Here is a 12,679-nt window from a genome sequence, read left to right as displayed (position 1 = left end):
AATGATGAATTATGAATTATGAATGATGAATTGAAAGTTTCATAATTCATAATTCATAATTTTTTCTAGGTCTAAATCTGATGCTAGCTGTGCAAGCTTATCCAGATCTGCTAAGTTATCTACATATGGCAAACAGCCCAAAACAGGTATGTTTGTCAGCGATTGAATCAAGTCTACAGGCGTCCAGTCAGCAATTTCTTCTTCCGTTCGGGGTTGAACGCAGTTGAGGATAATTCCTTTAAGATGGATGTGTGAAAGTTTTGCCAATGCTACGTTTGCAACTGCTTGCGCGATCGCACCCAATCTCACGGGTACTACCAATACTGTAGGTAGTCGCCAGTCACCTGCTAGATCGGCTACCGTCAGTTCATCAGTGACGGGCGTACCCAAACCCCCAAGAGCCTCAACCAAAAGAAACTCACGACGCTGTTGCAAAGCTGTAAAAGCTTGCCATACAATTGCTAAATCTACTGTTCGATTTTCTTTAGCTGCAGCAACAGGAGGAGCAAGAGGTGCTTTGAAGTACAAAGGTGTAATTTCCTCTAGAGATTGCTCCAAAGAAAATGTATTGTGATACCACTCGCGATCGCCCTCTCCCGACTGCATGAGTTTCATAATTCCCAAACTTCGGTGCGAGCAATATTTTTGCCAATAAGCTGCTAAAGCTGTCGTCAAAACAGTTTTACCAGCATTTGTATCAGTTCCTGTAATTAGTAGTGCGTTTTTTGTCATTTGTCATTGGTCAAGTGTCATTGGTCATTATTGGTCGCTTCCTACTCCCTACTCCCTGCTTCTGTAGGTGTAGGTGTGGGTAGAATTTCTATAGTTGGGGGTGTAGGTGTGGGTAGAATTTCTGTAGTTGGAGGTGTGGGTACGATTTCTGTGGGTAATGGTGTTGGGGTAGATGATGGATCTAAAGGTAATGGAGTTTGGGTTGGTTGTACGGAGTTTTCTAATGCAACATTTAAATTGTAATCGCTTTGGTCAAGCCCTGGAACAGGGGTAACTTGTATAGTATATCTACCTGTAACAGGGACTTTTCCTCGATAAAATGAGACTTCTTTAGCAGAATTATCAATAGGTTCTCGATTGGGACCTAAGATTGTTAATAATACACCACCTTCTTTTGCAAGGCTTACAGTTAACTGTTGTCCTTCTCGAGCACGAAAAGCATAAAAGGCAGTTTCTTGAGCTGCAAGAATTCCTTCTACGTTTGCTGTATTGGATGCATCAAAACTTAACTGTCTCCTGTAAACACCAGGTGCTTCAGTTTGGAACGGAGTTGGTGTTGGTGTCGGGGTTGGTGTTGGTGTTGATGTCGGTGTCGGCGTTTCTGTCGGTGTCGGTGTCGGTGTCGGTGTCAGTGTTTCCCCAGGAATGACTGGTGAGGGAAAAGTTTGTGGGTCTGTGGTTTGTTCTGGTGAGGGTTGAGGTCGATCGCGAAGAGATCGTACAAATGCCCAAGAGCCAAATCCTGCCAGAACAACAACGAAAACGGTCATTCCTGCAATTGCTACAGGATTATCTAGAAGTGAATTGCGAGTAGGCGGAATCACTGGATCGGGTTTGTCTGGTGCAGGGGGAGATGGGGCGGGACGCTGAACAACTGCTACTGTTTGAACGTTGGATATATCGGGCGCAGGAGGATTTGGTTGTCCTACAACTTGTAGCGCTTGCATGACATCTGTAGCATTTTGATAGCGATCGCTCGGTTTTCGGCTCAACATCCGATTCAGCACTTGTGCCAACTGAGGATTCACCTTCACCCAACGCTCCCAATTCCAACTCAGTTGGTTGTCATCAAAAAGTTCAGATGGTTCTTTCCCTGTTAGTAGAACAATTGCTGTTACTGCAAGTGCATAGAGATCGCTGCTAGGATAAGCTCTACCCGTTTGCATTTGTTCTGGCGGAGCATAACCAAATTTACCTACGGTTGTCGATGAGATTGTGTTATCTGGAGAATTTATTCGAGTTGCTAGTTCTTTGACGACTCCAAAATCAATTAAAACTGGTGAGCGATCGCTATCCCTCAAAATAATATTATCTGGAGCAATATCCCTGTGAATAATGTTTTGACTGTGAATGTGCGCCAAAACAGGTAGCAAAGATTGTATCAATTGCAACACTTCCTGCTCTGTAAAAACTTTACCTGTCTGCTTGCGTTCGTCAAGCAAAGTGCTGTATGTTTTTCCAGCAACATAGTCTTGCACTAAAAATAGGCGCTGGTCTTGTTCAAATCTCTCCCGAAATTGTGGTATTTGCGGGTGCTGTATTTGATACAAGATAGCCGCTTCTCGTTGAAACAGTTCTTTTGCCTTCTCCCATGCATAGCCCCCCGTTACTACCAAAATCAATTCCTTAATCGCACAAAGTTCGTTAAAACGCCTTTGGTCTTCTGCTAGATAAGTTCTACCGAATCCCCCTTGACCCAGAGTTTTAATTATCCGGTAACGGTTTTGCAGGATAGTGCCAGATGTAATCGGTGGTTGCATCATCTAAGTGTGTATAATAGCAATCCAAGGAGGAGCAGCCAGTAAAACAGACTTGCCACACTCTATTTTCACACGTGCTCTCTATACATCAGCGTGAAAAGGATTAAATTATAGTTTCACTGTTAATTGCTAAATGTAGTATTATTATATATCTAATCAGCAAAAAATGACTATTTTTTAAGCATTTATGCTTATTAAGATAGAATTAAGTAGAAAGTTGAACTGTAAAGATTTGGTTAAAATCAAAGAGCTAGATGTTAGAGGTAAGAATTGTGTCTGTATTGGACTTCTGCGTTTTTGGTTTTGCCAACCAACATAAAAAACTAAACTCCAGATATGGTTTACACACTTAATGTCAGTTAAGCTATCAATTGTTTGTCTATAAAAAGTTGGAGAAATAGAGATATGTAGTTTTGCTGAGGTATGTTGAAAATTTTTATGAAAGCTTCCAAAAAGCACACATATGATTTTTTCCGGGTATTTGCAGTTAAATTTCTCAAATCTCTGATGATAGGATTGCCATGAATGCACATCGAGGATCTGCTGTGCTGAGTTCTACTGCCTTAAAAGTACAGCCGACTGCTACAGGCGTGACTGAAAATAATCGCTTGCGGCTGTTCTCCGGCTCTGCCAATGTACCATTGTCTCAAGAAGTTGCCCGTTACCTGGGAATGGATTTGGGACCAATGATTCGCAAACGATTTGCGGATGGAGAAATTTATATCCAAATTCAAGAATCCATCCGAGGCTGCGACGTTTACCTCATCCAGCCCAGTTGTCATCCCGTGAATGACAATCTGATGGAACTATTGATTATGATTGATGCTTGTCGTCGCGCATCTGCACGCCAAGTCACTGCAGTTCTTCCCTACTATGGCTATGCCCGTGCCGATCGGAAAACTGCAGGAAGAGAATCAATTACTGCCAAGTTAGTTGCCAATCTCATCACAGAAGCCGGTGCCAACCGAATTTTAGCGATGGATCTGCATTCGGCTCAAATTCAAGGCTACTTCGACATTCCATTGGATCATGTTTACGGTTCGCCAGTCCTACTTGATTATTTAGCAAGCAAACAACTGCCCGATCTCGTTGTTGTCTCCCCAGACGTAGGTGGTGTGGCACGAGCTAGAGCATTTGCTAAAAAGCTAAACGATGCCCCATTGGCAATTATAGATAAACGCCGTCAGGCTCACAACGTCGCCGAAGTTTTAAACGTGATCGGCGACGTTAAAGGTAAAACAGCAGTGTTAGTAGATGACATGATTGACACAGGCGGAACTATCTCTGAAGGAGCAAAACTCCTGCGTGAAGAAGGAGCTCGCCAAGTTTATGCATGTGCAACTCACGCCGTCTTTTCCCCACCTGCGGTTGAGCGCTTATCAAGTGGTTTGTTTGAGGAAGTCATTATCACAAACACCATTCCCGTGGCAGAGAGCAATCGATTTCCTCAATTAATCGCGCTGTCAGTGGCTAACCTCCTGGGAGAAACCATCTGGCGCATTCATGAAGACAGTTCTGTAAGTAGTATGTTTCGCTAGTTAAGAAAAATCTGTCTTCACCATTACAATTAGCGCATTTACCAGATCTAAGGATGAAGCTTGAAAAATTTCAAACTTCATCCTTTATTTGTTGTCACCTGGCAAACTGTAACCCGTTACTGGGACAGCCATCTGAAAATGATTGCGTGCTATTTGTAAACCTGTAGTAGCAAAGGCTTTGAGATCGGAGTCTTTTCCAAGTGCTATTTCTCGCTGGAATGTCGCTATAGCATCGAGGTGACGGTTCACTCCCATCTCATTCATGTAAGGTTCGTCGAAACGAGTCCCTGAAAGCTGCCTTAAATCCGCGACGATTGTTTCATACTTGAGACCGATTGTTGTTGGAAGTGCAATTTTCTTGTTATTTGATAATTGCAAAAGTTTCTCATGTGCTTTTGTATGCTCTTCAATCATCTGCTGTGCGAACTCTTTTATTTTGGGATTTGTAGACTTCTGTAAAGCCTGTTTCCCAAGCTGTATTTCTGCCATTCCTCCCTGAAAAGCGTCCATAACAAACAGCCAATCTAAACTTTCAGCCTGACTGTTCAATGGTTGAGGCGATTGACTCTGTGCAGCTGCTGGTTCACTTGACAACGGTATAGGTTTATTTACTTGAGTTATACTGCAAGCTTTTAGAAATATGATAACTAGAATTACTGTAAATCCTATGATGATTTTAAATTTCCAAAGTTTTTTGAGATTAAACATAAATATTAGTCTTAGTTATTCAATCGCGACTTTTAGAGGTTGTTTGAAAAGTGGTAGGCTGTGATTTTAGGCACTCATCGATCCCCCCTAGCCCCCCTTAAAAAGGGGGGAAAATATTCTTAAAGTCCCCCTTATTAAGGGGGATTTAGGGGGATCTTGAATGTTTTGCTACTGATAAAAGAACTTTTCAAACATCCTCTTACAGAAAGGATGGTATTCTTTAATACAGAACTCAGCCTTTTAACATTAAGATAATTCCCTTCCGTTTTGGAATATAGGCTTTAGCCACTGTAATATATATCTATATGGGAATTTTTAAATAAAAATATTCAATAATCTACTTCTTGTTCTTGTGGAATAGAGAGCAGCGCTGCGCGGTGAATTATTAATTTTAGTTATACAATCATGACTCTTGCGGAAGAGACCGTATCATTTAAGACAAGATTTAGCTTTTTCACATCAGAATACTTTTATCATCGTTAGGCATTCTACGTTGTTTTAGGAAAAGTGTTTTCCAATTTTGGAATACTCCGAAATGCAAAGTACACTTCAGATATAGCTTGTTAGAGAAAGACAATTTGTTATGCCATCGAGTAATCAAGCTACTACAGACGAGATGACAGCTTATCTTCAAGCTTGTCTGGCAAATCGCTACTTCATGGGATCGGTATTGGTTACCCGTGCAGGTGAAGTACTGTTGAGTGCAGGCTACGGCATGGCTAACCTCGAACATAATGTTCCAAATACACCCCAGACGAAGTTCCGCCTCGGTTCCATTACCAAGCAGTTCACAGCTGCGGCAATTCTACAACTTCAGGAGCAAGGTTTGCTTGAGATGCATCAAAAAATTTCAACCTATTTGCCCGACTACCCTAACGGCGAGCAAATTACTATTCATCAGTTGCTCAATCATACTTCAGGTATTCCTAACTTTAACGAATTAGACAACTTCGAGCTGATAACAAAAACCAAGATTACCTTGGACGATCTGATTGCCCGGTTTAGTAATGAACCACTAGAGTTTACACCAGGAGAACGCTTCCGCTATACTAACTCTGGCTATGTGGTACTAACCAAAATTATTGAAATTGTTTCCGGTTGCGACTATGCGAACTATCTGCAACATCAGATTCTTGAGCCTTTAGGAATGTTTGACTCAGGCTACGATCGCCAAGAGATGATTTTGCCCCATCGAGCTTCTGGCTATGTTTTCAATGGCGAAGCCTATCAAAATGTAGATTTTGTACATATGTCATGGCCATCAGGTGCAGGGGGAATGTACTCAACGATTGAAGATCTCTACAAATGGGAGCAAGGGCTTTATACTGATGCAGTTTTAAGTGAATCGTCCAGAGAGATGATGTTTACACCAAAAGTCGCGATCGTTGAAAAAGAAGATGGCAAAGGAGTGTACCACGGTTATGGAGGAATTATATGTACCCACTACGAACGCAAACTGCTATACACTGGTGGCGGAATTTACGGCTTTAGTACTCGCATTGCTAGATATCCAGATGAGCAAATTTCTATTATTGTGCTGACTAACATTGACGCAGCAGCAGTGACACCAGTTGTACCCATTGCCAACGATCTAGCTGCCATTTTGTTTGGCAAACCTTACGATCTACCCAAGCAACGACAAGAGATCGAACTCGATCCAACCATTTATGATACTTACGTAGGGCGGTATGAACTAGAATCTGGATTGGTCATTACCATTACAAAAGAATCCAATCGCATTTTGACTCAATGGGCTGAAGAAGAAAGAGTTGAAATGTTTCCAGAGTCCCCAACAAAGTTTTTTTTGAAGACGATTAATGCTCAGCGCACTTTCATAGTAGATGAAACAGGTAGAGCATCACGTGTAATCCTACATCAAGGTGGACTAGATCGAGGTGGAGGAGAGCATACAGCAATCAGAGTGAGTTAAATCAAACCCGATTGTGCATCAACAACCGGGCTGCTTAAATCTATACTAATTTCCATCCTGCGTTCGATCGCGCATACTATCCGCGTGCATCTGCTACAGGCTGCGGTTCCAAAACCTTTATCGAACGAGGCTCGAAACAGTAGCTATTTCAGGTTCACCAATACGTGGAGAAAAGAACTCCTTCGCGTATACGCGAGGATTCTCCTGAGCAATTTGCACATAAGATTGGCGTACCTGAGTATTCACCGCAACAGTTTTCATATCATACAATTGCGTAGCCAACTTAGGATAAACCCCAATGCCAATAATCAACACTAGAAAACACGCAGCAATAAACAATTCACGAGGCTTGGCATCGCTGTATACCGACTCAGTAGGCAAGAGACAATCCGTACCAAAGCAAACCGTGCCTTCATCCTCCTGATTCTCCAATCTAGCATTGTTAATATCACAGGTCACTTTACCAGTGCCATAAAATACCTGCTTCAACATAGAAAGCAAATAGATTGGCGTCAAAATAACTCCCACTGCAGCTAGGAACACCATCACAGTACAGAAGGTTGGACTGTAAATGTCGCTAGAGCTTACACCCACAAAGACTTGAAGTTCGCTGACAAAACCGCTCATCCCTGGTAAAGCGAGAGAAGCCATAGCACCTGCTGTAAACAGAGCAAATACTTTGGGCATAGCTTGAGCAATACCACCCATATTTTCCATCGCCATAGTGTGAGTGCGATCGTAGGTGATGCCAGCTAAGAAAAATAACACTGCAGCAATCAAACCGTGGGACAACATTTGCAGCATCGCACCACTGACTCCCACATCCGTGAAGGAAGCAATCCCCAACAGCACAAATCCCATGTGAGAAACTGACGAATAGGCGAGGCGACGCTTCATATTATTTTGGGCAAAAGAGTTCAAAGCACCATAAATAATATTGATAACGCCGAGAGTTGCCAGTACAGGAGCAAAGCAAATGTGAGCATCAGTCAGCAACTCTAAATTGAGACGAATCAACCCGTATCCACCCATTTTGAGCAGTACGCCAGCCAAAATCATCGATACAGGAGCAGAAGCTTCACCATGAGTATCCGGTAACCAGGTATGCAAGGGGAAAATCGCCAGTTTGACGCCAAAGGCAATTAGCAATCCCGCGTAAAGCAAAAGTTCTAAAGCAAGAGGATAATTCTTCGCACCAAGTTCGACTATATCGAAGGTCAAATTATCTCCGTAGAGAGCCATTGCCAGCCCTGCTACTAGAATAAAAATTGAAGCAGCAGCTGTGTAAAGTATGAATTTAGTAGCAGCATAGCGACGTTTTTGACCGCCCCAAATGGAGACTAGCAGGTAGACAGGAACCAGTTCTAGTTCCCACATAATAAAGAACAGTAGAATATCTTGGGCAACAAACACTCCTATTTGTGCGCCATACAGCACCAGCATCAAAAAATAAAATAGGCGAGGCTTCAGATTCACTTGCCATGCAGCAAACATTGAGAGTGTCGTTACCAATCCTGCAAGCAGCACCAGGGGAACGGATATTCCATCGACTGAAACAGCCCAGTTGAAACCTAACTGAGGTAACCAAGCATATTTCTCCACGAGTTGAAAAGTCGCACTGCTCGCATCGTAATGCTTCCAGAAGGTGTAGCACATCAAAACAAAATCCGCGATCCCCACACCCAAGGCATACCATCGCACTTGTTTGCCGTCTTTATCGGGCAGCAAGGGGATAAGCATGGAAGCAACGAGTGGCAACAGGACTATCGCGGTCAGCCAAGGAAATCCATCCAATATCATGGCACTGAGCAAAAATACTTACGGGTGAATATTACTATTGTATTAAACTATGTAAAAATTCCTCATAAAACTTTACCGTGGCTTAGTATAGATGAAATTTATTCCTCAAGACGGAAGAATTGCCCTCATCCCTAGCCCGTAACAGCGATCGGTAACCATTGCACGAGGGACTTGCCTTCGCATTTAATAATAAGGTCGAGGCGGAGCCTCTAGATCTGTATTCCCAGGCGGAGCCTGGGAACGAGAGGGGTCACTGGTTACTGGTCACTGGTTACTGGTCACTGGTTACTGGTCACTGGTCACTGGTTACTGGTCACTGGTCACTGGTCACTGTTCGTCGCTTGCGAAATATTCCAGTCATGTTAATTCCTGTGATTAGCATTGCGATTAACCCCAAACCAATTAAAACCACGTACAACACTCTCAGATGAGGTCCCAAATATGACCCTTGGTGAATCCTTAAAAGAAGTGCAGTTTGTTCGCTAGGCAGATTAAACCAGTTTCTACCCAATCTGAACAAAATTCCTGTTAATGCACTGACGGTCAAGGGCAGAAATATAATAGGTGCGAGAATGCGATGAACTTGGCGAAAATTAAGTTTTGATGCTTTTGGTGAAGGACGATTTGTTCCAAATAATTTGGTCATGCTTAAACCAGTCACAATCAGACCTATCAGCCCTAACCCGACTAACAGCACGTAAATTGGTACAAGTGGTTGACCGAGATATTCTCCTTGATGAATCACCATGAAAAAATTTGCTACTTGGTTCGGTATATTAAACCAATATCTTCCTACGCGATAGGCAATTCCAGTTAAAGCACTTGCTAATAGTGGTAGAAAAAGAATGGGAGCTATTTTTCTATGAATTTTCCGAAAATTTAAATTCATTTATTTTTCCTAAAAATCTCTAGTCAATATATAGTAATTCCTGCATTCATGAGATACAGTAAGAAAGAATTAACCGCACCCTATAGCTGATGGACGCAGATAAATTTGTAGTTCATCAGACTAGGAAATGCTATGGAAATCTTAAATTATTGGTTATATATACACTTACAAATCAGCCCATTTCCGAAGTAGATTAGCATGAGTTTTACTAATTAAATCAAACTCTGTTGTTTTACCGTATTTTTGAAACATAACTTGCCGAACTGTCTCCAAATCAAATAAAATCTCGCGTTCTGCTGGATCGCGAATCAGACTTTGTACCCAAGATATAGCCGCAAGTCTTGTACCTTCAGTGACTGTTTCGACTCGGTGTAGAGTTGAAGATGGATAAACAATCATCGAGCCCGCATCTAGTTTAAAAGCTTGCTCTCCCAAAGATGTATCAATGACTAATTCTCCACCTACATAACTTGACGCCGGACTAAGGAACAGAGTGAATGACACATCAGACCGCGTGAAAGTTTCGTCCCCCATGAGTGCATTATCAGTATGAGAACCGTAGTACATACCCGATTCATAACAACTAAATATGATGGGTTGAATAATTTTTGGTCTGACCGTTGCTTGGAATAAACGATCGCGTTTTATCGCCCGCGTCACAATGCTTCTCATCTCTTGAGTGAGAGCATTGTTTGGCAATTGCATATTATTCTTAACTAACTTAGCATGCCATCCTGCTGTATTTTTACCATCAACAAATTCAGCATCCTTCAGTTTTGAAACAATAAAATCTAATTCATCAGAATTGAGAACATTGTCAATGCAATGAATCATAGGTGGGGACTAGAGACTGGGGACTGGGAAAGAATTATTTTTATGTAACTATTTACCTTCACCGCCTTCACCACCTTCACCGCCTTCACCATCTTTACCATCTTTACCATCTTTACCTTCCTCACCACCTTCACCGCCTTCACCTGAAGTTGGTTGAGTAGCTGGGGCTGTAGTAGTTTGACCGTTTTCGCCACCTTCGCCACCTTCACCACCGCTTTCCGTACCACCACACGCACTTACGGTAGCTGCTAAACCTAAAGAGAGAAATAACGCGATCGCTTTTTTAGAACCCATGGTTAAATTCCCAATTTTGTAATTTGCATAGCTGACGATTTCCTTAAAATACAGCAATGCCAGAATTTTTTCTAGGGTCACTGGTCACTGGTCACTGTTCACTGATTACTGGTCACTGTTCACAGTTCACTGGTTGGTCATCAACTACAATAAAGATAGTATTTGTTGAGAATTGTATAGTTAGGACAAGCTGTCATGGCTCCTGCCGTTTTAATTGAAAATTTAAAAAAAAGCTACGGCACGGTGGTCGCCGTCAAGGACGTTTCCTTTAAGGTAGAACCGGGCGAGATTTTTGGTTTGCTTGGTCCCAATGGCGCAGGGAAAACAACGACTTTGCGTTCTTTGTGTACTCTCACCACTCCTGATGCTGGAAAAATTGAAGTTTCTGGTATTTCTGTATTAGACAATCCCAGATTGGCAAGGAAGCGCTTGGGTTATGTTGCTCAGGAAGTTGCATTAGATAAAGTTCTGACAGGAAGAGAACTCTTACAACTGCAAGCTGCACTTTATCACCTACCGGGTACAGTTGCCAAGCAACGGATAAACATGGTAATTGAATTGCTTGGTTTGCAAGAATACGCCGATAAAAAGACTGGCACTTACTCAGGCGGTTTACGCAAGCGCTTAGATTTAGCAGCAGGATTACTCCATGCACCAGATGTCTTGGTTTTAGATGAACCAACCGTGGGACTCGATATTGAAAGCCGTTTTGTGGTTTGGGATTTCCTGCGAAAGTTACGTCAAGCTGGAACAACGGTGGTAATTACTAGCCATTATCTTGAAGAAGTTGATGCTTTAGCCGATCGCGTGGCGATTATTGACCGAGGTGTGGTAATTGCGAGTGGCACGCCATCTGAATTAAAAGATAAAGTGGGAGGCGATCGCATTACTTTACGCATCCGCGAGTTTTCGCCCATCGAAGAAGCACATATTGCTCAAGAATTACTACAATCGCTGCCTTTTGTTCAAGAAGTCATTGTCAACAGCGCTCAAGGGAATTCCCTTAACTTAGTAATCACACCGCAACAAGATGCTTTAATAACCATTCAGCAATCGCTGAACTCCTCTGGGTTACCAATTTTTGGTATAGCCCAATCTCGTCCAAGCTTAGATGATGTCTACCTAGCAGCGACGGGAAGAACTCTAATGGATGCCGAACTTGCAGCCGTTGCAAATCGCGATCCAAAAGCTGAGAAAAAACAAAATATGAGATAGAAAATCATCATGAGTGGCACTGTCTTACCTCCAAAATCGGATATCAATTGGCAAGAAGTCGCATCACCTCAAAGTTATGCCGATGCGTCTCCCAATGTGTTCAATGAATTTGTTCAAGAAACACTGGCTTTAACTCGTCGCTTGTTCATTCAGCTAGCTAGGCGTCCCTCAACTTTAGTTGCAGGAATTATTCAGCCCGTAATGTGGTTAGTGTTGTTTGGCGCGTTATTTCAAAATGCACCAAAAGGAATTTTTGGCAATACTACAAATTACGGTCAATTTTTAAGTGCAGGTGTTATCGTTTTTACAGCCTTTGCTGGGGCGCTGAATGCTGGTTTACCCGTGATGTTTGACCGGGAATTTGGTTTCTTAAATCGGTTGTTAGTTGCACCCCTAGCCTCTCGATTTTCCATCGTTTTAGCTTCAGCAATATTTATTATCAGCCAAAGCTTGATACAAGCAGCTGTAATTGTTACTGCTGCTGCTTTTCTCGGTGCAGGTGTCCCCGATCTAGCAGGATTGGGAGTTATTACCTTAATCGTCTTCCTGCTTGCATTGGGTGTCACTGCTATCAGTTTAGGTTTGGCTTTTGCGTTACCCGGACATATCGAACTGATCGCAGTTATTTTTGTCAGCAATTTACCACTGCTATTTGCTAGTACCGCTTTGGCTCCTTTATCATTTATGCCGGGATGGTTACAAGTTGTCGCAGCTCTGAATCCCCTCAGTTACGCGATTGAACCAATCCGTTATTTATACGTTCACAAAGATTGGAGCTTAAACAGTGTGGTTATGCAAGCTTTCTGGGGTGATGTTACCTTTGGAAGCGCATTACTGGTATTGTTTGGTTTCGCTGTTGTCGCATTATTGAGTATTCAACCCCGATTGCGACAAAGTCTAGCATAAGATAAAAAGTATTAAGGATAAAGGATAAAGGGTAAAGGAAAAAACATTAGTCCTTCATGCTTCGTTCTTTATC

At 42.4% G+C, this 12,679-nt stretch carries 11 protein-coding genes; 4 read left to right on the top strand and 7 right to left on the bottom strand.

What is annotated here, in order from left to right; genetic code table 11:
* Positions 1 to 39: 39 nt before the first annotated feature.
* On the bottom strand, positions 40 to 732 hold the full coding sequence (bioD, locus tag ACKTT2_RS39145) for a dethiobiotin synthase (protein WP_407896611.1): 693 nt from the start codon (positions 730 to 732) through the stop codon (positions 40 to 42).
* A gap of 41 nt (positions 733 to 773) precedes the next feature.
* Complete coding sequence (locus ACKTT2_RS39140; protein ID WP_407896730.1) at positions 774 to 2,492, bottom strand: protein kinase domain-containing protein; 1,719 nt, start codon at positions 2,490 to 2,492, stop codon at positions 774 to 776.
* A 521-nt stretch (positions 2,493 to 3,013) separates the two neighbouring features.
* Between ACKTT2_RS39140 and ACKTT2_RS39135 the strand changes: the two genes are divergently transcribed.
* A complete protein-coding gene (locus ACKTT2_RS39135) occupies positions 3,014 to 4,030 on the top strand; it encodes a ribose-phosphate pyrophosphokinase (protein WP_407896609.1) in 1,017 nt (338 codons plus the stop codon).
* An 84-nt stretch (positions 4,031 to 4,114) separates the two neighbouring features.
* On the opposite strand, the gene ACKTT2_RS39130 is transcribed toward ACKTT2_RS39135, so the two are convergent.
* On the bottom strand, positions 4,115 to 4,738 hold the full coding sequence (locus ACKTT2_RS39130; protein ID WP_407896607.1) for a DUF4142 domain-containing protein: 624 nt from the start codon (positions 4,736 to 4,738) through the stop codon (positions 4,115 to 4,117).
* A 583-nt stretch (positions 4,739 to 5,321) separates the two neighbouring features.
* On the opposite strand from ACKTT2_RS39130, the gene ACKTT2_RS39125 reads away from it, so the two are divergent.
* Positions 5,322 to 6,668 carry a serine hydrolase gene (locus ACKTT2_RS39125; RefSeq protein ID WP_407896605.1) on the top strand — a complete coding sequence of 449 codons (1,347 nt, stop codon included), beginning with the start codon at positions 5,322 to 5,324 and terminating at the stop codon, positions 6,666 to 6,668.
* Positions 6,669 to 6,785: 117 nt separating this feature from the next.
* On the opposite strand, the gene ACKTT2_RS39120 is transcribed toward ACKTT2_RS39125, so the two are convergent.
* The 4 genes from ACKTT2_RS39120 to ACKTT2_RS39105 form a co-directional block, all read right to left on the bottom strand.
* A complete protein-coding gene (locus tag ACKTT2_RS39120; protein WP_407896603.1) occupies positions 6,786 to 8,468 on the bottom strand; it encodes an NAD(P)H-quinone oxidoreductase subunit 4 in 1,683 nt (560 codons plus the stop codon).
* Positions 8,469 to 8,781: 313 nt separating this feature from the next.
* A complete protein-coding gene (locus ACKTT2_RS39115; protein WP_407896599.1) occupies positions 8,782 to 9,357 on the bottom strand; it encodes a PepSY domain-containing protein in 576 nt (191 codons plus the stop codon).
* A 165-nt stretch (positions 9,358 to 9,522) separates the two neighbouring features.
* A complete protein-coding gene (locus tag ACKTT2_RS39110; protein WP_407896597.1) occupies positions 9,523 to 10,191 on the bottom strand; it encodes a Fe2+-dependent dioxygenase in 669 nt (222 codons plus the stop codon).
* Positions 10,192 to 10,239: 48 nt separating this feature from the next.
* Positions 10,240 to 10,566, bottom strand: a complete 327-nt coding sequence (locus ACKTT2_RS39105; protein WP_407896595.1) for a hypothetical protein — start codon at positions 10,564 to 10,566, stop codon at positions 10,240 to 10,242.
* Positions 10,567 to 10,680: 114 nt separating this feature from the next.
* Here ACKTT2_RS39105 and ACKTT2_RS39100 point away from each other — a divergent pair, with 114 nt between their 5' ends.
* Both ACKTT2_RS39100 and ACKTT2_RS39095 read left to right on the top strand, forming a co-directional pair.
* Positions 10,681 to 11,700: an ABC transporter ATP-binding protein gene (locus ACKTT2_RS39100; protein ID WP_407896593.1), complete on the top strand. Its 1,020-nt coding sequence runs from the start codon at positions 10,681 to 10,683 to the stop codon at positions 11,698 to 11,700.
* Between the two features lie 9 nt (positions 11,701 to 11,709).
* Positions 11,710 to 12,606, top strand: a complete 897-nt coding sequence (locus ACKTT2_RS39095; RefSeq protein ID WP_407896590.1) for an ABC transporter permease — start codon at positions 11,710 to 11,712, stop codon at positions 12,604 to 12,606.
* Positions 12,607 to 12,679 lie beyond the last annotated feature (73 nt).

It is taken from the genome of Scytonema hankhaensis NUACC26, assembly GCF_045865695.1.
Classification (GTDB): domain Bacteria; phylum Cyanobacteriota; class Cyanobacteriia; order Cyanobacteriales; family Nostocaceae; genus Scytonema.
The sequence above is the reverse complement of the archived record's forward strand: the minus strand, read 5'-3'. Positions and strand labels throughout refer to the sequence as shown.

Excerpts from the sequence above, each read along its gene's own strand:
- bioD (WP_407896611.1), bottom strand. The coding sequence starts at position 732 with ATGACAAAAAACGCACTACTAATTACAGGAACTGATACAAATGCTGGT.
- ACKTT2_RS39140 (WP_407896730.1), bottom strand. The coding sequence starts at position 2,492 with ATGCAACCACCGATTACATCTGGCACTATCCTGCAAAACCGTTACCGG.
- ACKTT2_RS39135 (WP_407896609.1), top strand. The coding sequence starts at position 3,014 with ATGAATGCACATCGAGGATCTGCTGTGCTGAGTTCTACTGCCTTAAAA.
- ACKTT2_RS39130 (WP_407896607.1), bottom strand. The coding sequence starts at position 4,738 with ATGTTTAATCTCAAAAAACTTTGGAAATTTAAAATCATCATAGGATTT.
- ACKTT2_RS39125 (WP_407896605.1), top strand. The coding sequence starts at position 5,322 with ATGCCATCGAGTAATCAAGCTACTACAGACGAGATGACAGCTTATCTT.
- ACKTT2_RS39120 (WP_407896603.1), bottom strand. The coding sequence starts at position 8,468 with ATGATATTGGATGGATTTCCTTGGCTGACCGCGATAGTCCTGTTGCCA.
- ACKTT2_RS39115 (WP_407896599.1), bottom strand. The coding sequence starts at position 9,357 with ATGAATTTAAATTTTCGGAAAATTCATAGAAAAATAGCTCCCATTCTT.
- ACKTT2_RS39110 (WP_407896597.1), bottom strand. The coding sequence starts at position 10,191 with ATGATTCATTGCATTGACAATGTTCTCAATTCTGATGAATTAGATTTT.
- ACKTT2_RS39100 (WP_407896593.1), top strand. The coding sequence starts at position 10,681 with ATGGCTCCTGCCGTTTTAATTGAAAATTTAAAAAAAAGCTACGGCACG.
- ACKTT2_RS39095 (WP_407896590.1), top strand. The coding sequence starts at position 11,710 with ATGAGTGGCACTGTCTTACCTCCAAAATCGGATATCAATTGGCAAGAA.